We start from the raw sequence: 21,402 nt of genomic DNA, 5'->3' as shown, positions 1-21,402 counted from the left end.
TCAATCCTTGATGACTTCTCGCTCGAATCGGCCAAGCACGACCACGATAATCAATGAAAGCACCGTCACCATGCTGGCAAGGGCCAGGGTGCCAAGGCCGCAGGCTACGCCAATGGCGCCGGATACCCAGATGGAGGCTCCCGTGGTAATGCCCTGAACATTGCCGCGGCTCTGGATGATACTGCCGGCGCCCAGAAAGCCAATGCCGCCAATCACGCCTTCGACAATGCGTGTGGGGTCAATTCGGGCGGAAGGGTCGCCTTCCGCCGTGGCGAGCAAAATGTGCATGCCCATCATGATGAATGCGGATGCCCCCACGGAGACGAGCATGTGCGATCGCAGTCCCGCTGGCTTCCCTCGTAGTTCACGTTCAAGCCCAAGCACCAGTGCCAGGCCAGCCGCCATAAGCAGTCGAATGACCATGTCCATTAAGGGGATTTCGCTTTCCAGCACAGATCGTCTCCTGGTCTTTCAGTTTTGTTTGTATCTGCTCACGCAGATTAGCAGGTAAGGCCGGGATCGTCCTTTTATGAGGTTACTGCCGGCACGGTTCCGTGCCATATTGGCAATTCCATATCCTCGGGATCTTCGTTGGGGCCACCGGTCCGGCTCTTGAATGAGCCTTCCTCAATCGGTATCCGGAACAGCGCGGTTGCCCGGCGCTCCTTCTGGTTCGGTGCCCGTACCTGCTCCCAACGTCCTGGCTCAATCTGGTTGATGATGGCCCGGAATGCGGCGTCGAATTCTGCAGAGTCTTCCACGAGCTGTGCGCAGCCGAACAACACCAGAGATTCGTAGTTGGCGCTGTGGTGGTACGCAGACTTGGTCAAAACCCATTCATTGGTGACGGCAAACGAGATGCAAAGGAGTTGGCCCGAGCCGAGGCGTTTTGACAACCGGCCTCCATTAAGAGTGTGAACGTACAGGTGGTCATCCATTCGCCAGGCGGTAATCGGGATGATGCGGGGCTCGCCGTCCTCCACAAAGCCCAGGTGCGCGGTTTTGAGTCGGTCAAATCAGCGTATAGGCAACCTGGCGGTTCACCGAGGCTCTTTTGGTGGCCCGCCTCACGGTGCTCCTTGGGCAGGACGTGAGAGGTGAGGCTTGTTGAGTATTTGGCTGATTCATTCGGTGGTCCTCAAGGCTGTGGATTGGACAGTTGCGTTCTATTTCACGTCACTTCTGATACCCTCAAAAGACCCAGATTGTGTTTTTTTATAGGACCAGTGGTTGTGATTGATGATATTCGGTTTGATGCTGACCAATCTCTGCAGCTTCAGCTCTATCGACAGTTGGCTGATCGGATTCTGGCTCAACGCTATCCTCCGGGATACCGGTTGCCGTCCAGTCGCCAAATGGCGGAGGATCTTGGCGTCAGTCGGAACACAGTGAATGCGGTCTACGATCAGTTGAAAGCAGAAGGCTTCCTTCAGAGCCATGCAGGTAGGGGAGTATTCGTTCACGAGGATATCGGGTCGGCTATCGAACCGGCTGGGAAAAAATTGAAAATACCCTCTGGCGGGAGTTTCCGACTGCCTTCACTGCCAGACAGGGTGCGTGGGACTCCCCGCAGAGCGGAAGATGCCTGCTTGCCATTTCAGCCCGGCCTGCCGGATCTGGACGCCTTTCCCGTCAACGCCTGGAACCGCGTGCTGCACCATCAGGAAAGCCGGCGGGGGCTTCGCGGTTATGACAGCACTCAGGGCTACCTGCCGCTGCGGACGGCCATTGCGAACTACCTCCGAACGTCGCGTGGCGTGCGTTGCCATGCCGATCAGATTGTGATCACCAATGGTGCGCAGCAGGCCTTGTCGTTGCTGGCGGATGTGTTTCTGAGTCCCGGCGATCGTGTCCTATGCGAGAATCCGGGCTATCGAGGTGCCCGCAATGCGTTGGGGCGCCTTGGCAATCCGTTGGTGCCCATTCCCCTGAAAAATCAGGTTCTTGATGTGACCGCGTTGCCACATCTGGGCTCCGCCAGGTTGCTGTTCTGCACCCCCACCCATCAATATCCCATGGGGGGGATTCTGGACCTCTCCCAACGGATGGCCCTGGTGCAGTGGGCTCGGCAGAACGATTGCTGGATAGTGGAAGACGACTATGACAGCGAATTTCATTTCTTCAACAAGCCGTTTGCGGCGGTGCAGGGTATGTTCGACAATGCGCCGGTACTGTACGTGGGAAGTTTCAGCAAAACGCTGCTGCCGGCATTAAGAGTGGGATATGTCGTTCTTCCGGAGGAAGTAGTGGAGCCGGTGCTCTGGGCCAAACAGGTCGGTGGTGGCGAAACGCCCTTGCTGATTCAGGCCACTATTGCCGAGTTTATGGAGAGTGGCCAGTTCGTTCGACACGTTCGCCGGATGCGTCAGTTGTATCGGGACAAGTGGCAGTACTTCCAGGACGCGGTGCAGAGGAAACTCGGGGATCTGGTGCACCCTGTGGCCGAGAGTGCGGGTATGCATCTGGTGCTTGAAGGCCGGTTTGATGACTCAGCCTTGAGTGGATGGCTGAGGAAACAAGGCTTTGGCAGCACGCCCTTGAGTGCGCACTACATCGGAGATACCGCATCATCCGGTCTGGTCATGGGGTTTGCCAGTGCCAGTGAGCGGGAAATGGAGGATTGCGTCAGCATCCTCAGAAGCGCGTTAACCTGAATGTAACCGCAGCTTGTAATTGACTCAAAATCCGTCGGAATAGCAAAGGGAAGCAGCATGACAACACCATCCGAGGCGAGACAGCGCGCCATTCTGAATCGTCTTGACCGGTTCAGTCGCCTCATGGACAGCAACATCGGCCTTCCATTTACCAGGTTCCGGATTGGCATAGAGGCCATCATCGGGCTGTTACCGGTGGTTGGTGATATGGCTGGCCTGATCCTGTCGGGCTATGTGCTGGTAGAAGCGCAACGGGCGGGCGCCAGCAAGGCTGTGAAGTTAAGAATGCTCAGAAATATGGTCATCGATTTCCTGGGTGGCCTGTTGCCGGTGGTGGGAGATGCCTTTGATGCCGTGTATAAGGCGAATACTCGCAATACCAGACTGCTGAGAAACTATCTTGAGAAGCAATTGGCGATTGAACCACCGCCACCGCCGTTCCCCTGGGGAACGCTGATTGGCTTGTCGATCCTGTTTGCGGTTATAACCGGTGGTTTGTCACTCATTCTTTGAACACCCGAACTGACTATGGATAGAGCATGATGCTGGACGCACTTCAGGCCAATGGCCTTATGCAGATACTACTACTGACATTGATGGCCGGTCTTGCAATGCCTGTGGGCGCAGCACTGGCATCGGTGGAGCGTATTCACCCGCGCTGGCTGGAAACCGAGGTGCGGCACAGTGTGATCGCGTTTGGCGGTGGCGCGCTGCTGGCGGCTGTTGCGCTGGTACTGGTGCCAGAAGGGACGGCTAACTTGTCCATGGTGGGCATCGTTGTCTGTTTTGCCGGAGGCGGTATCAGCTTTATGCTTCTGGATCGATGGCTGGCTGCCAACGGCACACCGGCGAGCCAGTTGGTGGCCATGCTTTCGGATTTTGTGCCGGAAGCCATGGCCCTCGGCGCCACTTTCTCGGTGTCCAGTGAGGGCGGAATTCTGCTGGCCGGCATCATTGCGTTGCAGAATATTCCCGAGGGCTTTAACTCCTATCGGGAACTGGTGGACGCGACCCATTATCGAGGATTGAAGATTGTGGGTGCCCTGGCGCTGATGGCGTTGCTTGGGCCGGTGGCCGGTGCCCTTGGTTACTTTCTGCTGTCGGATGCCCCGAGTGTGGTATCCGGCATCATGCTGTTTGCGGCAGGGGGTATTCTCTACATCATTTTCCAGGACATAGCGCCTCAGGTACGCCTGAAAAAACACTGGGCGCCACCATTGGGGGCGCTTGCGGGCTTCCTGCTTGGGGTGATGGGAGAGGTGGCGTTATCCGGATAGGGGACGTTCCGGCGTAGTTTGGCTATCATTCTGTCCTTTATGCGTTGTTTACTTTTTATTTTCCCAGAACAGGAGATTAACCGTGGCGGATACATCACTTAAGGAAAAACTTTCCAGCGCAGTCAAGGACGCAATGCGGAGCAAGGACAAAGATCGCCTGGTGACGCTACGTATGGCTCAGGCTGCGGTGAAGCAGATTGAGGTCGACGAGCGCCGGGAACTCACTGATGACGATGTTCTGAAGGTGCTGGACAAGATGTTGAAACAGCGCCGGGACGCCGCTGCACAATATGATGACGCAGGCCGGGGCGAACTGGCAGACAAAGAGCGCTCGGAGATGGTGATCATCGAGGAGTTTATGCCTGCCGCGCTGTCTGAGGACGATCTGGATGCGCTTATCCGCGAAACCATTAACGCGACGGGAGCCTCCGGTATGCAGGACATGGGAAACGTGATGAATGAACTCAAGCCTCAGGTGCTCGGCCGGGTGGATATGGGGCATCTGAGCAAGAAAGTTCGAGCTGCGCTGGCGGGCTAAGCCAGCGCTGGGACCGCGGCCTGGTCAGGCGAAGTCGTAGTCTCCACCTTTCTCCAGTGCTCTCTGGTACGCGGGGCGCGCATGCACCCGCGCTACCCATGCCTTGATGTTTGGCCTGTCGTTACCAACGATGCCCCTGGCGACGGACGCCTCCAGAGGAAAGCTCATCTGAATATCCGCCGCACTCAGCTGTTCCCCAAGAAACCAGGTGTTTTTGGCCAGTTGTGACTCCACGAAGTCCAGGTGGGTCTTGATCATCGGGCCGATAAAAATCTGGTTGGTTTTGTCCGAAATTCCTTTGGCGATCGGCTTGATAAAGAACGGCATTGGGCTGGTCTTCACCTTTTCAAACACCAGGCGCATGACCAGCGGTGGCATCAGTGAACCCTCGGCATAGTGCATCCAGTAGGTGTAATCCAGCCACTGTTGGCCTCCGGCTTCGGGCAGCATGGTGTCTTTACCATAGGTGTGCGCCAGATATTCGATGATGGCACCGGATTCGGCAACCACCAGATTTCCGTCGGTGATGACCGGCGACTTTCCGAGCGGGTGCACCTTCTTGAGACTGGCTGGAGCCAGCATGGTTTCAGGGTCGCGCTCATAGCGCTGGATCTCGTAGGGTACGCCCAGTTCTTCCAGCATCCAGAGAATGCGTTGTGAACGTGAATTATTGAGGTGGTGAACTGTGATCATTCGGAAGCTCCGTTCCCGTTTTATAAGTGGTCAGGGTAGTACAGTAGGCTGAAAAAGGCTGATTGGTTCACTCGAAATGTAGTATTCCGCTGTTACCTATCCCTGTTGAAAGTGGCGCATGATGGATATGCATTGTTGATCAAACAGGGAGGAATGAACATGTCGAATAAAAAACTGTTGCTGCTGGCCGGCGATTTCACCGAAGACTACGAGACCATGGTGCCGTTCCAGGCACTGACCATGCTGGGCTACGAAGTACACGCGGTTTGCCCGGAAAAGAAATCCGGCGACAGCGTGAAAACCGCCATCCATGATTTCGAAGGTGACCAGACTTACACCGAAAAGCCGGGTCATAACTTCGCGCTCAATTACGATTTCGATAAGGTTCAGGTTGATGACTATGCTGGGCTGGTGATTCCCGGTGGTCGGGGCCCGGAGTACCTGCGCCTGAATGAGCGGGTGATTGAGATCGTGCAGGCGTTCAACAACGCGGGCAAACCCATTGCGTCGGTTTGTCATGGCGCCCAGATTCTGGCTGCCGCTGGAGTGCTGGAGGGGCGCGAGTGCAGCGCCTATCCGGCCTGCGGGCCGGACGTAAAGATGGCCGGTGGTCGCTACATGGACATTCCGGTCGATCAGGCACACGTTCAGGGCAACCTGGTGACGGCTCCGGCCTGGCCTGCTCATCCGGCATGGCTGTCAGCGTTTGCTAAACTGCTTGGTGCTCAGATCTCGATCTAGTCTTAACCCGGCAGCCTCCGCGGGAGGCTGCCGTTATCACAGGAGACGGACTCCATGTGTGAACTCTATGTGAAAGCCGACCCGATCCTGTTTGAAAGTCGGTCCCGTTCTCTCCGTATCCGGGGGGTGGTCACAACGCTTCGGCTTGAGAACCAGTTCTGGGATATTCTCCGGGAGATTGCCGAAGTGGACGGCATGACCACCAATCAGCTCATCACCAAACTCCACGAAGAGGTGATGGAACTGAGAGGTGAAGTAGAGAACTTCGCCTCCTTTCTCCGTGTAAGCTGCACACGCTATCTGGCGCAGCGCGAAGCCCGTCCCGTTCCCCTGATAACGGCTCATTCATCGGGTAAGGCCCAGTCCCGGGTCGCGTCGGTCCCTTGAATTATCCGCCGTCCGGGCGCAGCTAGTAGGGTAGGTTCATTTCACACAACAGACAGGGGAGGCACCCCATGCATGTATTCATTGCCGGAGCCAACGGGCAGATCGGGCGTTTTCTATTACAGGAAATCGCGGATAGCAAGCATGAGGCACGAGCACTGGTTCGCCACGCAGACCAGGGGCCGGAGTTGCAGCAGCTTGGTGCCACGGAAACGGTGATTGGCGACCTGGAGCAGGATTGCAGCGAAGCCATGCGGGGCTGTGACGCCGTTATCTTTACTGCCGGGTCCGGCCCCCATACTGGTCCGGACAAGACAGTAGATGTGGATCAGGATGGCGCGATTCGCCTCGTGGATACCGCCAAGGCCATGGGCATCAAACGTTTCATCATGGTCAGCAGTATGCGAGCTGAAGAGCCCGAAAAAGGCCCTGAAAAGCTTCAGCATTACCTGCGTGCCAAGCGTAATGCCGATGAACACCTGAAAAGCAGTGGTCTGAATTACACCATTGTGCGCCCTGGCCGACTTACCAATGACGATGGCAACGGTAAGGTGTCTGTCAGCGAGCGACTGGACGCGTTCGGAGAGATTCCTCGCCAGGACGTTGCCCGGGTTCTGTTGGCTGTGCTGGATTCTGACAATACCGGCAATTGCGTTTTTGATGTAGTGTCTGGAGATGTGCCGGTGCGTGATGCGCTGGCGAACCTGTAAGCCGCATCCGCCGGCATGATCAACAAGAGAGCCGCAATGAGCGATAACCCGTTAGCCTCGATTCTGGAAATGGATGGCGAAGAACGCTATGACTATTTTCTGGATGCTGTGGTGGAAGAGCGTGAGCTCTGGATACTGGTCAATGGCGATAACCAGTTTCTCAAAATTGTCTCGGAGGAAGATGGCGTCGGGTATCTCCCTGTGTGGCCCGCTGAGGACTTTGCAGCAGATTATGCAGGGCCTTCGGGTGACTTGAGCCCCAAAGCGATTTCATTGCCGGACTTCTTCAAAAAGTGGGTGCCCGGGTTAAGCCGTGACGGGCTTGAGGTGGGTGTTTTTCCGGGCGCCGACAGTGAGCTATGGATAACGCAGCCGGAAGAGCTGAAGCAGGATCTTCAGGAAGTGTTGTCGGGATCTTTCTGATCCCGGCTACACCAGAAAATTCCCCCTCTCTGAAACGGTCAGTTCCACTTCTTCGCTTCGATCCTTCAGGGCGACCCCTGAGGTGCCCAGTCGCCTGGCTTCCTTAAGAAGGTAGATCACTTTCTCGCTCGCCTGTTCCACCCCCAGTCCGGCAGGGCGGATATTGGATACGCAGTTGCGGCGGGCATCTGGCAGCCCCGGCTCGGGATGATGAGTAAGGTAGACGCCGAGGCTGTCGGGTGAGCTGAGCCCCGGTCGCTCGCCGATCAGTACCACCACTTGTTGTGTCTGGAGCACCTGACCTATGTGGTCGCCAATCGCTACGCGCCCCTGTTCTACCAGCAGAGGTGTTGCAACCCGCCACTCAGGGCCGTCATGGGCCAGTTTCCGGAGGAAGCTGCGCATGAACGCCGGGGCGTTTTGCTGCACGGCTCTGGCTGACAGTCCGTCGGCGATCACTATGGCCAGATCAGGGGGCTCAGCAGAGCCTGTTTTCGACGATTGTAGACGGCTGCTGGATGATTCGCTCAGAACACGCCCCAGATCCGGCCTTTGCAGGTAGCAGGCCCGGTCTGGTGCCTGGCTCTGAAGTTGAATCGGTGGGCCCAGGGCCGACATCTCGGGTATCTGCTGAAATTCGACGATCAACTGCTCAATATCCAGTGGATGGTGCACGGCATCCCTGGCGCGGGCATGTGCCAGCTGAAACTCAAGAAGCTCTGCTGTGGGGAGGCTGACGCCCGCCCTGCCAAGGCCGATGCGGGCTGGGGTGCACTGGCGCAGACCTCGCCAGGGGTTGTGAACGACGATCGGGAACTTTGAGTCGGTCATGGTTATGCTCTCCTTCGCGGGCCGGAGAGGCTGTGGCGGAAGGCCGCTGGTATGTCGTTATTCAGCGCCACCCGATCCGAATCCTCGAAAATCTGCATGGCACGCAACCATTGCTCGAACTCCGGTGCCGGTTTCAGGTTGAGCACACGGCGGGCGTAAAGGGCGTCGTGGAATGACGTGGTCTGGTAATTGAGCATGATGTCATCTGACCCTGGAATGCCCATGATGAATGTGCACCCGGCGACTCCGAGCAGCGTCAGCAGGATATCCATATCATTCTGGTCGGCTTCGGCGTGGTTGGTGTAGCAGATGTCGCAACCCATCGGCAGCCCGAGCAGCTTTCCGCAGAAATGATCCTCCAGGCCTGCCCGGGTGATCTGCTTGCCATCATAGAGATATTCCGGGCCGATAAAGCCGACCACCGTATTCACCAGCAGCGGGTCAAAATGGCGGGCGACCGCGTAGGCCCTGGCCTCGCAGGTTTGCTGGTCAAGGCCGTGGTGAGCATTGGCGGAGAGGGCGCTACCCTGACCGGTTTCAAAGTACATTACGTTTTGGCCGACGGACCCGCGTTTCAGGCTCAGAGCGGCTTCCTGGGCCTCTTTCAGGGTGGCGAGGCTGAATCCGAAACTCTGGTTGGTGGCTTCGGTGCCGCCTATAGACTGAAAAACCAGATCTACGGGCGCCCCCTGTTCGATGGCTTCGAGGGTGTTGGTCACGTGCGTAAGCACGCAAGACTGAGTTGGAATGTCGTAGCGCTGGATTACTTCGTCGACCATGGTCAGTAGCCGCTTGGTTTGAGCCACGTTATCGGTCGCTGGATTAATGCCGATGACGGCGTCGCCATTGCCATAAAGCAGGCCATCAAGAATGCTGGCGGCGATGCCTGCCATGTCATCTGTAGGGTGGTTCGGTTGCAGCCGGGTGGAAAGGCGCCCCGGCAACCCGACGGTGTTTCGGAATGCCGTGGTTATCTGGCATTTCTGCGCAACCAGGATCAGATCCTGGTTGCGCATGAGCTTGCTGACCGCCGCCACCATTTCCGGCGTCAGACCGGGACGCAGTCGTGCCAGCACCTCCGGCGAGGCGTTATCGCTCAGAAGCCAGTTCCGGAAATCGCCAACCGTCAGGTGAGAAACGGGGGCGAAGGCGGCGGCGTCATGAGAGTCCATGATCAGGCGGGTTACCTCATCCGTTTCATAGGGAATCAGGGCGTCGGTCAGAAATGTCTTGAGTGGCAGGTCGGCCAGACACATTTGTGCCAGTACCCGCTCTTCAGCCGACGCTGCGCCAACGCCGGCGAGATGATCGCCTGAGCGCTCTGGCGTTGCCTTTGCCATCAAGGTCCCCAGGTCCCTGAAATCCATGGTCTGAAATCCCATACGGTACGTGTACTGGCCACTCATGGTCTTCTCCTTTAATCCCGGGGGCGACTCTGGCATGCCCGCATCAAATTCCTTTAACTACACTGTAGTTTCTTGAAGCGGATGCTGTCTCTCAATTTGCCAACCGATTGGGCAACTGACTCGGTCTAAGGTTCTACTGCCTTGAATTGCGACAGGTGCTAGACTTGGAACCCCTGCAGGTGTAAGGAAACCCTCAATGGCGCTTGGCCGTTTGCTGCTCGTTGTGTTGATGCTGTCGCTTGTTTCTCTCCCCGCCCTTGCTCTGGAATCGGTTGCGCCGGGAGAGCAAGGTGTGGCGCTGACAGACTTTCCCATCGAATACTTCATTGATGGATCGCAAACGAAAGACTACGAAACCGTTCGGCTTGAGTCTTTCGACCAGACCATGAGCACCACCACCCTCGGTACCCGGGCGGCGGTGACCTGGTATCGGGTTTCATTACACAACTCAGGTTCTGATGACCGTTCGCTGTTTCTGCACCTTCCCAAGGCTTATCACGTTCGTTCAATCGATATTGTTGAAGAGCGCTCCTCACGCGTCGTCAATCGACTTTCCGTTAACCTCAATGAGGCTGACGCCCACCCTGCCATGTATCGGGGAACACTGGTGTACCCGTTCGAACTGCAAGCCGGGAAAACGACGGTTGTGTATGTGCGCAGTCACGCATACTCACACCAGTGGTTCTCGTTGAAGGTATACGATGACGAGAATTCCCGGCGGGCGCTGGCCGGGGGGCACCTCGATATTGCCCTTATGGTGGGGATGATGCTGGCGCTGGTCTTCTATAACGGCCTTTTGTATTTCGCCACCAGCAAGAAGGAAAACATTTACTACTCACTCTATCTGATTTCAGGCCTGGTCTGGATCGCGCTGTCTTACGGTTTGGTGGCGAAGGCGTTCAACGCTTACGGCGACGCAGTGTTTGTCCTGAATCTCTCGTTGATAACCATGCCGATTTTCCTGCTGTTGTTCATGATGGCCATTTTCGAAACACATGAGTATTTCCGAACCGAACATCGCGTGCTTCAAGGTATGCTGGCATTGCTGGTGGTGACGTTTGTTTACGGCCTGTTTGATATCGCGACGGCCCTGAAGCCTGCCAGCAGTCTTGCCGCCCTGATGATGGTAGTGACCTTCTCCGTGAGCATTTCGCTGTTCAGGAAGGGGCACCCTCTGGTCAAATTCTTCCTTGTTGGTCACACCTTTTTTGTGGTGTTCAACGGGTTTGCCGTTCTGTACTACAAAGGTCTGGTTCAACCGAACTATATCAATAGTCATGGAGTCGGTATTGGTATAGTTCTGGAAGCGCTCACCCTGGCTTTCATTATTTCTTACAGGATCAAGGTGTTGGAGGATATCCGGTCAAAGCAGGATGAGCTGAAACGCCAGGCCTCGACGGACCCTCTGACACGGCTCTTCAATCGCCGGTATTTCATGGCAGAGGGAGAGTACGTGCTGGAACAGGCCCGGACCTCGGGTGAGCCGTTGTCGGTTATTGCCATTGATATCGATCATTTCAAAGCGGTCAATGACACCCATGGCCACAATGTGGGCGACCTGGTTCTGGTAGAAGTTGCCTCCGTATTTCGTCAGTTCAGCCGGGACAGGGATCTGGTCGCGCGCTTCGGTGGTGAGGAATTCGTCATTCTCCTGCCGGGTGCGGATCTGGCAGAGGCGTTTGGCTGTGCTGAACGTATCAGGAGCGCTGTCGAAGCCATGATCATTGATGGAGGCGATGGGTTGGTGGTTCAAGTCACAGTAAGTGTCGGTGTGGCTGAGGTAAACCCCCTTCTGGAATCTGTGGAGGGGGCGGTCAAGCGGGCCGACCGTTCACTGTATGAAGCCAAGGCCGGGGGCCGCAACCGGGTTTGTGGCTATGATGGTCCGGCAGGCAAGGCCCTACCCACCTGAGGGTGGAGATCCTCCAATGGCGTCCCGCACATTAAGAAGCGCTAATCACGTTGTTTGAACCCTGTGCTAGAGTTGGAGTGACCGTGGTTGCTTTTGGATACACGCAGCCATAGCCGAAATAGCAGTAATCATACTGATAAGGAGGCAAGATGATGGAAGCGAAATCCGGTCAACAAAATGAGTACGAACAGGTACGTGAGGATCTGCGCCGTCTTCAGGAAGATATGGCCAAGCTGACCAGAAGCGTCGCTGAAGGCCAGAAGAACAACATCAGTCATCTCCGAGACGAGATACGCCGCGAAAGCCGGGAAGCGTTTGACCAGGTAAAGCGGCGGGGCGATGAAGCCCTTGATCGCGCAAAGGATGTCAGCGGCAAAGCGGTGGAAAACGTGGAACACAAAATTGAGGAGCGTCCATTCCTCAGTATTGTTCTTATGTTTCTGGCCGGGTTGTTGGTGGGTCGCTTGTTGGATCGCTGATGATGCCTGACTCGGCCTGGTTGCAGGGCGCGCTGCGCAAGGTAGTCGCGGCAGTTCTGGGTTTACTGCTGGCGCTGGTTTTGCTGGTGGCCCTGCTCATTACCGGTTTTTACATGCTCGTCAACGCCGCCACGCTGGCCCTGGCTCCTGTGCTGGGTGAAGCCGGTGCTATGGCCGTGACGGGCTTTTTCTGCATTTTCCTGTTAGTGCTTTTTTTCTATCGTATGACACGGCCGGCCAGGTCTCACGGACAGGCCGATTCCGGCGAAAGTTCAGGCATGTCATCGCCGGTAGAATCTTTAAGGAACCTGATTCGAAAGAACCCTCTGGAATCGGCGTCTATTGCTTTTGTGCTGGGCATCGCCGAACAGGGAGATCCCCGGTTGAAGTCTCTGTTGCTTCAGGGCGGTATGGTTTTGATGAAGGAAGCCGAAGCTGAACGTGCTTCCAAGCCTGAGCATATGCCTGGCTCACAACCTTCCGATAGCCCGTCGGAAACAACGCAGTAACAGACCAAGAGCAAGACATGCCACCATCACCATTACAGTCCAGCCTACCTGGTGCGCCTGAGAATAAACGCGCACTCTGGTCTTGGGCGCTCTACGACTGGGCAAACAGTGCCTTCTTTACGATCATTCTTACGTTTGTCTTCGCCCAGTACTTCAGCGTCTCGGTGATTCAGGATGAAGTGGCGGGCACGCGGGCATGGGGCAACATCGTTGGTATAGCTGGGGTGGTGATTGCCATACTTGCTCCAATTCTCGGTGCTATTGCCGATCAGTCAGGCCGGCGCAAACCCTGGTTGATCAGTTTTACACTCCTGTGTGTGGTTTCGTCGGCCATGTTGTGGACGGTGACGCCGGATCAGAGTCAGTTCTGGACGGCCGCTCTGTGGGTGGGGTTGGGTACACTCGGGGCTGAGTTCGCTTTCATCTTCTATAACTCGATGTTGCCGGATCTGGCTCGGCCGGAGCGAACAGGGCGTTGGTCTGGCTGGGCCTGGGGGCTGGGATATGTGGGCGGTATCGCCAGTCTGGTGGTGGCTCTCTATGGCTTTATTGAAGCGGACGGTACGTTTTTTAACCTTGATCGAGACGCCGCAGAGCATGTGCGGGCAACCTTTGTTCTGGTGGCGGTGTGGTATCTGGTGTTTGCGTTGCCGGCCTTCTTTTTTATCCCGGATCGGCCATCAACCGGTTTGAGTCTGGGGGCTGCGACGCGGGCTGGACTGGTCCAGTTGAAAGAATCCATTGCTCATGTGCGGCAATACCGGGACATCGTGCGGTTTCTGGTTGCGAGGATGCTGTACACCGATGGCCTGGCGACGATTTTTACCTTCGGTGGCGTCTACGCTGCCGGCACGTTCAACATGAGTCCCACGGAAGTGCTGCAGTTCGCCATTGCCCTGAACGTCACTGCCGGGCTGGGCGCGCTGGGCTTTGCCTGGATTGACGATGCCCTGGGTGGTCGCAATACCATCCTGCTGTCGCTGGTGGGCCTGGGCTGCAGTGCGTTCGCAATTCTGGTGGTGGATGGGGCCACCGCGTTCTGGATATGGGGCATGATTCTGGGCATTTTCGTGGGGCCGCTGCAATCGGCCAGCCGTTCTCATCTGGCCCGTGTGGCCCCGCCGCATCTGCAGACTCAGATGTTCGGCCTGTTCGCTTTTTCCGGGAAGGCAACCGCGTTTGCCGGCCCGTTGCTGGTGGGTTGGGTGACGTCGGTTACCGACAGCCAGCGTTGGGGCATGAGTACGATCTTGCTGTTCCTGCTGATCGGGTTTGTGCTGATGCTGAAAGTGCCTGCGACTGAGGCCCGAAAAGCGGAGGACTGACACGGTATCTGCCCCAGCTTCGGCTATTCTGATTCATAGCCATCCCACAACAACAAGATCCTGAGGGGCGTTTTGCCATGGCCAGATATGACTTCATCATCAAGGGCGGCCGCTATTTCGACGGCACCGGGGCACTCTCGTTTACCCGCAACCTTGCTATCAAGGATGGCCGGGTTGTCCGTGTGACGGCCGATCCGATTGCTGATGACGATGCCGAGCGCGTGATCGATGCCTCCGGGCTTTGGGTGATGCCAGGTTTTCTCGATACCCACACGCATTACGATGCCGAGCTGCTGGTAAGCCCAAGCCTCTCGGAATCTGTGCGCCACGGCGTGACAACCGTGCTGGTGGGGAGCTGCTCCTTGAGCATGGTGTGCAGCGACTACGAGGATGCCTCGGATATCTTTACGCGGGTCGAGACTGTACCCAGGGAGCGGGTGTTGCCAATTCTGAAAGCTCACAAGACCTGGTCGACGCCGCGTCAATGGGTGGAGCATCTTCGTCAGGTTCCTCTGGGCCCAAACATTATCAGCTTTCTCGGGCACAGTGATTTGCGGGTGGGGGTGATGGGGCTCAGTCGGGCAACGGATCTCTCAACACAGCCTACCGAGGAAGAGTTGAAAACCATGGAACGCTTGTTGAAGGAAGCATTGGATGAGGGCTTCCTGGGACTTTCGACCATGTGTCTGAAGTGGGACAAGGTGGATGGCGACCGTGAGTGGTCCAAAAGCCTGCCCAGCACCTACGCGCGCTGGAGCGAGATTGCGCGCCTGAATAAACTGGTGCGGGCCTACAACCGCGTGCACCAGGGGGCGCCCAATGCGGCCACGCCATTACAGATCCTACAGTACGTGCGTGAATGTCTGGGGTGGTTGCGCCAACCGCTCAAGACAACACTGATCAGTCAGATGGATCTCAAAGGCAGCGCTTACCTGACCAATCTGACCAAACTGACCTCGCGGGTGACAAATGCGCTTCGGGGCGACTTCCGTTGGCAGGTATTGCCGACGCCCTTCACCGTGTATGCCGATGGCATTGATGTCGTGTTCTTCGAGGAGTTTGGCGCCGGTGAGATGGCGCTGGACCTGAAAGATGCGGTGGAACGCAATGATCTCCTGAAAGACGAGTCGTACCGTCGACAATTCCGGAAGTTCTATGGTGAGAAGCTCAGCCCCCGGGTGTGGCAAAGGGATTTCGGTGATGCCATGATTATCGACTGCCCGGATGCAGCCCTGATCGGCAAGAATTTCGAAGAGGTGGCCAGAGTCCGTGGTGTGCATGTCGTCGATCTGTTCCTGGATCTGGTGGTGGAGTTCGGCAGGAATATTCGTTGGTACACCACCGTCGGGAACCATCGAAAACAGGTACTCAAACGCCTGGTGAAAGACCCCCGGTCGCTGATTACCTTCAGTGATGCCGGCGCCCATATTCGGAATATGGCGTTCTACAACCTGCCACTGCGCATGCTCAAGCTCGTTCATGAGTCTATCAATGACGGAGACCCCATCATGACCATGGAGCAAGCCGTACATCGGTTGACGGGAGATCAGGCCGACTGGTTCGGTGTGGATGCGGGCAAGATTCGTGAAGGGGACCGCGCCGATGTTGTGGTTATTGATCCGGCGGGGTTCAATCAGGACCTTGAGCAGGTGCACTGGGGCGAGATGGAAAACTTTGATCTGCAGCGTTTGGTCAATCGCAATCCCGGCATTGTAAAAACGGTTCTGATCAACGGACGGCTGGCGGTCGACGACGAGGAATTCTCGCCGTCATTCGGTCGTGAAATGGGCTATGGACAGTTTATCCCGGCGAGGTAATTAATCAGGTTATGGCCAAGGCCTCTTTTGCTAGAAAGTCACTGCGGCTGATGTTCTGGGTAGTTGTAGCCGCACTGGTGCTGATGTTTTCAATTATCCTGCTGTTCAGGTTCGTGAACCCTCCGACCTCGGCCTTCATGCTGGGTTATCAGATGGGTGATGCCCGCGAGCCTTTGCAGCACGAATGGGTGCCAATATCTGAGGTATCCGAATGGATGGCGCTGGCGGTGATCGCCAGTGAAGACCAGCGATTTCCGGAGCACCACGGGGTTGATTTCAAGGCTGTTCATAAGGCGGTCTCTGAATATCAGGCTGGAGAGGGCTTGCGAGGTGCCAGTACCATCACGCAGCAAACGGCCAAGAATCTGTTTCTCTGGAATGATCGAAGCTTTGTCCGAAAAGCCATCGAGGCGGGTCTGGCACTGGCAATTGATGCGATCTGGCCTAAACAGCGGATTCTTGAAGTCTATCTGAACATCGCAGAATTCGGACCGGGCATCTACGGTGTACAGGCAGCCAGCCGCGCCTACTACCGAATTCCGGCGGGCGTGCTGTCGCCACTCCAGGCGGCACATCTCGCTGCAGTCCTTCCTAACCCGAACGTGTTGAGCGTGCTTTCGCCCACGCCTTACGTCCAGGAACGAGTGGCCTGGATTGAGGGGCAGATGGCTCGGCTATCGAGGGCGGGGTATCTCGCCGAAATCAACGCTGGCAGGTAATGCCAAACCGTTGTTGAAGGTTCACCGGCTCTTTGATGAGTGGGCCCCGCTCCGGTACTGGGAGGGGGTCATACCAAACCGGGCTTTGAATGCCCGACTGAACTGGCTGGCGTCGTTGAAGCCGCAGGCGAGAGCGATGGCGGTGATTTTTGTGGTTGATTGTCGCAGATGATCGCGTGCCCGGATGAGCCGTTGTTCCTGTACATATTGGTAGGGGGCGCAGCCAAACGTGGCCCGGAACAGTCTTGCGAAATGGTAGGGGCTGAGGTTCACCCAGCCGGCCATTTCCGACAGTGTGAGAGGCTGGTCCAGTTCCGCATGAATCTGCTCCTGTAACAGTCGCCGGTACTGATGGGACAGTTGCCCGGTAACTGCGGGAGGTGCTTTGGTGACGCTGGCGTGTCGGCTGACCACCTGTAGCAGGAGCCACTGTGCCAGGTGATCCATCGCCATTGCCTGGCCGGGTGCCTGCCAGTCGCTAAGCACCAGGAGTTTACCTGCCTGGGCCAGGATCGGATCCTCACGGTGGTAGCACTCGTTCAGTTGAATCTTATCCGGGTCGGAATCCCAGGTTTGACTGGCACATCGCGCGACATCGACATCATTGAAATAGAAATGGAAAAACTCGAATTGTCCGCCGATTTGCCAGATGGAGCGGCTGCCCGCAGGAAACAGGCACATGGCGCCGGGAAAGCCGCGGCTGACCGCCTTTCCGTTGACCATCCGCTGGGCTTGCTGGCCCTTGTCGATGTAGATGCTCAGGGCGTGATGACGAGGGCGCTCGTAGCGAACCTCACCCTCGCGGTTCTGCCATTGGGCGAGGGTTTTTCCATGCTCCAGGTCCATCATTCTCTGCGGCGCAACGCCCGCCGTGCGAAGGCTGTCGGCAATGTCCAGCTGCCCCCGTCTGTCTTGCAGCGGTGACGGGTTTGTTGTCGTTGGGTTGTCCATAATGCAAGGCCTCCGCAAGAATCATCCACGGTTCCGCAGGATCTGACAAGCTATCGCGCGTTCGTTTCCATAATCTGACCACCTGACGCCCGAACTTGCCATTTAACTGGGAGCCTCTGAATCATGCCCATTAGTGCCCATTATGGACTGACTGTATTGATATGGGGTCTGACCTGGACGGCGATTCGACTGCAGGTCGAATCTGCGTCTGTGGATTTGGCAGTGTTCTATCGCTTTGTGATGGCTTCTGTGGTTGCACTTGCGGTTCTTGCCGTTACCCGGCGGCTGAGCAGGTTGACGCCTGGCCAGCATGGCTGGCTTTTTTTGCAAGGGCTGACGCTATATAGCGTGAATTTTCTCCTGATCTATCGGGCCGCCGAATCGATGACCAGTGGGTTGTTGGCGGTCGTGTTTTCTCTGGCGGCACTGTTCAACGCGTTCAACGGTTGGCTCTGGTTGCGAACCAGACCGACAGCGAGGCTCTACCCCGCCGTGGCCCTTGGTGTGACCGGTGTCGCGCTGCTGTTCTGGCATGACCTGCAACTTGGCAATGCCACTGGCGCGAGCATACTGTTTGCGGTCGCTGGAACCTTCTGGTTTTCCATGGGTAACCTGGTGAGCGTGAAGGTGAGGGCCGCAGGGGTTCCGTTGTTTACGGCCAATGCCTGGGCAATGGTTTATGGAGCACTTATTCTCGGATTGTGGTGCCTGATCCAGGGGGTAGAGTGGATGCTGCCTGCCACCTCAGTATTCTGGGGAGCGACCGTGTTCCTTGCCGTTCCCGGCTCTATTGTGGCGTTCTACTGCTACATTACGGTCATCCAGGTGCTGGGCGCCGACAATGCAGGCTACGCCGCGGTATTGTTCCCGGTTGTCGCTCTTTCGGTCTCCACCTGGCTGGAGGGATTCGAGTGGACGACGCCGGCTATGCTGGGCGCCCTGCTGGCCATATTGGGAAACTATGTGTTGTTTCGTCCCGGCAAGCGTCAGAGCGTCAGCGCAACCAGCGTTCCCGAGCAACGGACCTGACTCTGTTGCTATGGGCTCACTTTGTCGTGCAGGACTCATCGCACCCGTTCGCACCGATCTCTTTTGGGGCCATTTTTAAAAACACACCTAGTGCGGCCAACAACAATGCTGTACTCGCAATAATCGCAACCGGATAAACGAGATTCCCCGCCAAATCAAGCTGGCTGTATTTGATGATCATGATCAGGCCTTCAAGCGACATGGCCACGCAAACGGTACTGATGAAGCGGGGCAGGGTGCGGCGCATCATAGTCACTATATCGTGAGTTTCTGAACGGCCGCTGTATTCCGAGCGGATCACCATCGCCAGTTCGTAAACGGCCAGTGCGATTATGCTGCCGTTAACGCCATTAATCATGGCCTGCATCAAGGGCTCATCGGAGTTCAGGAGCTCAAAAACATCGACGATGGTTGCTGCCACAAGAGCGAAGGCCAATCCGAAAAACAACCAGGAGAACAGCCTGGCGAACAAACCGCGTACTGGAATACTTCTCAACCTGTCGAGCATGCGTTTTCACCGTGACCTGTGGATGTGATGAGACAGGCTACGGATATTTCGTAAAGGCTGCGATTACAGGTTGCACACAGCGCGGTAACCTTGAAGCAAAGGGCGAGTTGATTATTTTACCTCCGCTCATCGCCAGGCCTTGTGGTTGAGCCATTCACAGCGGCTATCCTTGGGTTGCCAACACAGTTATCCACAGATTCTGTGGGAAAACTCTTTGCTGTTTGATCATTGTTTCGCTGGTTGTGGAGGCGGTTATTGAAACCATAACTCGGCGCTTTCAAGGCGTAGTAAACGCTACGGTCGCAAAGCGAACATTCGGATTTGGGGATAACTCCCGGCTCACTCGCTACCTCCACGCCTATTCCAGACAGATTCGCGCCGTGCATTTCGTCGTTGACGTATGGCTACACAATAAAAATATGGCGAAAGCACCTCATTTTTCGTAACACTTCCACGAATACGGTAATAATTTAATCCGCGTCGTTACCACTGAAACAAAAATGTCACACCGCTGACATATTTCAGGACGACTCTATTACTGTATGGAATTTAGTCAGCCTCGCATCGAAAACATTCCGCGCATGAAGCTTCATGCAGCAGGGGAGGCCAGAAATGGACGAAATAATCCCGAGAGCCCTCACTGCATCAGAGATTGAGTACATGGGTGAGCTACTGGAAGATCTCACCAATCTTCGAGATAGCCTTTGCTCTATGGCTGCCCAACCCCCATTTAGCCTCAACGAACTCGACTCTGGCTATCGTATAAGCGCCGAAAACCTTCTGCATTACCTCGCGTTGCGCCGACAGGATATCCGACTGCTCCAGCAGCGCCTTGTTACGCTTGGATTTTCCTCATTGGGTCGTTCGGAATCCTGCGTACTGCCGACACTAGACGTCATCATCCGCACACTTTCCTTACTACTCGGACAGTCACTAAAAGCAGATTGCGGCGAAACTTCCACGATCACGATTCAGGATGGCCCCCGGTTACTGCTGCAGCATTCGAAAGAACTACTTGGGGCCACGCCCGAAGCTAGAAACGTACGGATAATGGTCACCATGCCAACGGAATCGGCACAAGATCCCTCAATCATTCGCGATTTGCTGAAAGCCGGGATGAATTGCATGCGTATAAATTGCGCCCATGATGACCCAGAAACCTGGCTGGAGATGATCAATAATCTGCAAACTGCAAAAGAGGAGTTCGGACAGAGTTGTCAGATTTTTATGGATTTGGGTGGGCCGAAGATACGCACGGGTGAGATCGAACCCGGACCGCACGTTGTGCATGTACGCCCCAAACGTAATGAATACGGAATCACCGTTTTCCCTGCGCGCATACTGCTGGTGCCGGAGGGAAGTTCAGCACCGGAAATTAGCGATAACCAGACTGTTTTCGGTGTTCCAAAGAGTTTTCTACAAAAGCTCAAGAGATTTGATGAGATCCGGCTCCTTGATGCACGCCACAAGTCCCGGAAATGGACTGTTGTTGAAGTTTGCGACTTTGGATGCCGGGTTGAGAGCATCAAAACATGTTACGTAGTGCCCGGAACGCCTCTTGAGCTGAAAGAAAAACAACGCCCGAAAATCACAGCCAAGATTACCAGTGTCCCCAAGCAACCGGGGTTTATAGTCCTCCGCCGAGGCGATTGTCTTGTAGTTACGGCCGACTTGACTGCCGGACATTCCAAGCATTTAGACACCCAGGGAAATCTTGTTACTCCCGCTACGATAAGCTGCACGATGCCCGAGGTCGTTTCTCAAGTTCATCCGGGCGAGAGCGTCTGGTTTGACGACGGGAAAATTGGTGGTGTCATTGAAAAAGTAGAGACAGACCGATTCTGGGTAAAAATCCAACACGCTCGTCCAGAAGGCAGCAAACTTAGAGCCGGTAAAGGCATGAACCTTCCGGATAGCCAGCTTAACGTCAGCTCTCTGACGCCTACCGACATCAGCCACCTGACATTCATCGCGAAGCATGCAGATGCCGTCCAGATGTCATTTTTAAACTCCGCACATGACGTCACATTGCTTGACGAAGCACTGTCCCGGGTAAAGGGGGATCACTTAGGCATCGTCCTCAAGATCGAAACTCGAAGAGGATTTGAGAATTTGCCCTCTATGCTGCTGACCGCTATGCGCCGACCCAAGGTGGGCGTCATGATTGCAAGGGGCGATCTTGCTGTTGAGTGTGGATATGAGCGACTGGCAGAAGTCCAGGAAGAGATATTGTCAGTGTGTGAAGCCGCCCATGTACCCGTTATCTGGGCGACTCAAGTACTAGAAAACCTGGCTCAGAAAGGCATGCCCTCTCGCGCAGAGATTTCAGATGCAGTCATGGCGCACCGTGCAGAGTGCGTCATGCTGAACAAAGGGCCGCACGTTATCGAAGCGCTTGGTGTGCTCGACAGCATTCTCAAGCGCATGGAACAGCATCAAACCAAAAAAAGGGCACTACTCAGGGCACTGAGATTGGCCCAGAACGGACGGTAACAA

The 21,402-nt window shown here is 55.9% G+C and carries 23 protein-coding genes; 16 read left to right on the top strand and 7 right to left on the bottom strand.

Annotation, left to right across the window (positions count from 1 at the left end; translation table 11 throughout):
- Complete coding sequence (locus tag ARC85_RS17775) at window positions 1-453, bottom strand: MgtC/SapB family protein (RefSeq protein WP_011786395.1); 453 nt, start codon at window positions 451-453, stop codon at window positions 1-3.
- Window positions 454-527: 74 nt separating this feature from the next.
- Entirely contained in the window at window positions 528-983 is a 456-nt protein-coding gene (locus tag ARC85_RS17770) for a pyridoxamine 5'-phosphate oxidase family protein (RefSeq protein ID WP_286715653.1), read from the bottom strand.
- A 249-nt stretch (window positions 984-1,232) separates the two neighbouring features.
- On the opposite strand from ARC85_RS17770, the gene pdxR reads away from it, so the two are divergent.
- From pdxR to ARC85_RS17750, 4 genes are all read left to right on the top strand, one after another.
- Window positions 1,233-2,654, top strand: a complete 1,422-nt coding sequence (gene pdxR / locus ARC85_RS17765; RefSeq protein WP_031211335.1) for a MocR-like pyridoxine biosynthesis transcription factor PdxR — start codon at window positions 1,233-1,235, stop codon at window positions 2,652-2,654.
- A 57-nt stretch (window positions 2,655-2,711) separates the two neighbouring features.
- On the top strand, window positions 2,712-3,167 hold the full coding sequence (locus ARC85_RS17760) for a DUF4112 domain-containing protein (RefSeq protein WP_199452407.1): 456 nt from the start codon (window positions 2,712-2,714) through the stop codon (window positions 3,165-3,167).
- A 26-nt stretch (window positions 3,168-3,193) separates the two neighbouring features.
- Window positions 3,194-3,931 carry a ZIP family metal transporter gene (locus ARC85_RS17755; protein WP_023009196.1) on the top strand — a complete coding sequence of 246 codons (738 nt, stop codon included), beginning with the start codon at window positions 3,194-3,196 and terminating at the stop codon, window positions 3,929-3,931.
- An 82-nt stretch (window positions 3,932-4,013) separates the two neighbouring features.
- Complete coding sequence (locus tag ARC85_RS17750; RefSeq protein WP_011786390.1) at window positions 4,014-4,469, top strand: GatB/YqeY domain-containing protein; 456 nt, start codon at window positions 4,014-4,016, stop codon at window positions 4,467-4,469.
- Between the two features lie 24 nt (window positions 4,470-4,493).
- Here the strand turns inward: ARC85_RS17750 and ARC85_RS17745 are convergent, their stop codons facing one another.
- On the bottom strand, window positions 4,494-5,162 hold the full coding sequence (locus ARC85_RS17745; RefSeq protein ID WP_114435461.1) for a glutathione S-transferase family protein: 669 nt from the start codon (window positions 5,160-5,162) through the stop codon (window positions 4,494-4,496).
- Between the two features lie 159 nt (window positions 5,163-5,321).
- On the opposite strand from ARC85_RS17745, the gene ARC85_RS17740 reads away from it, so the two are divergent.
- The 4 genes from ARC85_RS17740 (at window position 5,322) to ARC85_RS17725 (ending at window position 7,420) form a co-directional block, all read left to right on the top strand.
- Entirely contained in the window at window positions 5,322-5,903 is a 582-nt protein-coding gene (locus ARC85_RS17740) for a DJ-1/PfpI family protein (protein ID WP_113880724.1), read from the top strand.
- A gap of 54 nt (window positions 5,904-5,957) precedes the next feature.
- Window positions 5,958-6,290, top strand: a complete 333-nt coding sequence (locus ARC85_RS17735) for a ribbon-helix-helix domain-containing protein (RefSeq protein WP_011786387.1) — start codon at window positions 5,958-5,960, stop codon at window positions 6,288-6,290.
- Between the two features lie 68 nt (window positions 6,291-6,358).
- Entirely contained in the window at window positions 6,359-6,997 is a 639-nt protein-coding gene (locus ARC85_RS17730; RefSeq protein WP_014422316.1) for an SDR family oxidoreductase, read from the top strand.
- 36 nt (window positions 6,998-7,033) lie between these two features.
- Complete coding sequence (locus ARC85_RS17725; protein ID WP_023009191.1) at window positions 7,034-7,420, top strand: DUF2750 domain-containing protein; 387 nt, start codon at window positions 7,034-7,036, stop codon at window positions 7,418-7,420.
- A gap of 6 nt (window positions 7,421-7,426) precedes the next feature.
- Here the strand turns inward: ARC85_RS17725 and eutC are convergent, their stop codons facing one another.
- A complete protein-coding gene (eutC, locus tag ARC85_RS17720; protein ID WP_278351425.1) occupies window positions 7,427-8,251 on the bottom strand; it encodes an ethanolamine ammonia-lyase subunit EutC in 825 nt (274 codons plus the stop codon).
- A 2-nt stretch (window positions 8,252-8,253) separates the two neighbouring features.
- A complete protein-coding gene (locus tag ARC85_RS17715) occupies window positions 8,254-9,657 on the bottom strand; it encodes an ethanolamine ammonia-lyase subunit EutB (RefSeq protein WP_286715651.1) in 1,404 nt (467 codons plus the stop codon).
- Between the two features lie 196 nt (window positions 9,658-9,853).
- Here ARC85_RS17715 and ARC85_RS17710 point away from each other — a divergent pair, with 196 nt between their 5' ends.
- From ARC85_RS17710 to mtgA, 6 genes are all read left to right on the top strand, one after another.
- The gene (locus ARC85_RS17710) at window positions 9,854-11,569 is read left to right on the top strand and encodes a sensor domain-containing diguanylate cyclase (protein WP_286715650.1); all 1,716 of its coding nucleotides are present in this window, start codon (window positions 9,854-9,856) and stop codon (window positions 11,567-11,569) included.
- A gap of 149 nt (window positions 11,570-11,718) precedes the next feature.
- Complete coding sequence (locus tag ARC85_RS17705; protein ID WP_011786381.1) at window positions 11,719-12,048, top strand: ElaB/YgaM/YqjD family protein; 330 nt, start codon at window positions 11,719-11,721, stop codon at window positions 12,046-12,048.
- A complete protein-coding gene (locus ARC85_RS17700) occupies window positions 12,048-12,557 on the top strand; it encodes a hypothetical protein (protein ID WP_199452400.1) in 510 nt (169 codons plus the stop codon). Before ARC85_RS17705 ends, ARC85_RS17700 begins: the two co-directional genes overlap by 1 nt.
- Window positions 12,558-12,574: 17 nt before the next feature.
- A complete protein-coding gene (locus ARC85_RS17695; RefSeq protein ID WP_286715648.1) occupies window positions 12,575-13,882 on the top strand; it encodes an MFS transporter in 1,308 nt (435 codons plus the stop codon).
- A gap of 77 nt (window positions 13,883-13,959) precedes the next feature.
- Window positions 13,960-15,699 carry an N-acyl-D-amino-acid deacylase family protein gene (locus tag ARC85_RS17690; RefSeq protein ID WP_153740752.1) on the top strand — a complete coding sequence of 580 codons (1,740 nt, stop codon included), beginning with the start codon at window positions 13,960-13,962 and terminating at the stop codon, window positions 15,697-15,699.
- An 11-nt stretch (window positions 15,700-15,710) separates the two neighbouring features.
- Window positions 15,711-16,418 carry a monofunctional biosynthetic peptidoglycan transglycosylase gene (gene mtgA / locus ARC85_RS17685; protein WP_011786377.1) on the top strand — a complete coding sequence of 236 codons (708 nt, stop codon included), beginning with the start codon at window positions 15,711-15,713 and terminating at the stop codon, window positions 16,416-16,418.
- A 21-nt stretch (window positions 16,419-16,439) separates the two neighbouring features.
- Here mtgA and ARC85_RS17680 read toward each other — a convergent pair whose 3' ends face one another.
- Window positions 16,440-17,369 carry a helix-turn-helix domain-containing protein gene (locus ARC85_RS17680; RefSeq protein WP_286715645.1) on the bottom strand — a complete coding sequence of 310 codons (930 nt, stop codon included), beginning with the start codon at window positions 17,367-17,369 and terminating at the stop codon, window positions 16,440-16,442.
- A 123-nt stretch (window positions 17,370-17,492) separates the two neighbouring features.
- Here ARC85_RS17680 and ARC85_RS17675 point away from each other — a divergent pair, with 123 nt between their 5' ends.
- A complete protein-coding gene (locus ARC85_RS17675; RefSeq protein WP_286715643.1) occupies window positions 17,493-18,398 on the top strand; it encodes a DMT family transporter in 906 nt (301 codons plus the stop codon).
- Window positions 18,399-18,414: 16 nt separating this feature from the next.
- Here the strand turns inward: ARC85_RS17675 and ARC85_RS17670 are convergent, their stop codons facing one another.
- Window positions 18,415-18,906 (bottom strand): hypothetical protein, encoded by a 492-nt coding sequence (locus ARC85_RS17670; protein ID WP_011786374.1) that lies wholly within the window; start codon window positions 18,904-18,906, stop codon window positions 18,415-18,417.
- A 612-nt stretch (window positions 18,907-19,518) separates the two neighbouring features.
- Between ARC85_RS17670 and ARC85_RS17665 the strand changes: the two genes are divergently transcribed.
- Window positions 19,519-21,399: a pyruvate kinase gene (locus tag ARC85_RS17665; protein ID WP_286715641.1), complete on the top strand. Its 1,881-nt coding sequence runs from the start codon at window positions 19,519-19,521 to the stop codon at window positions 21,397-21,399.
- The last annotated feature ends 3 nt before the right edge of the window (window positions 21,400-21,402 follow it).

The organism is Marinobacter sp. tcs-11, from assembly GCF_002049515.1.
Classification (GTDB): domain Bacteria; phylum Pseudomonadota; class Gammaproteobacteria; order Pseudomonadales; family Oleiphilaceae; genus Marinobacter; species Marinobacter nauticus.
Note: the sequence above shows the minus strand (reverse complement) of the source record. Positions and strands in the feature narration are given on the sequence as shown.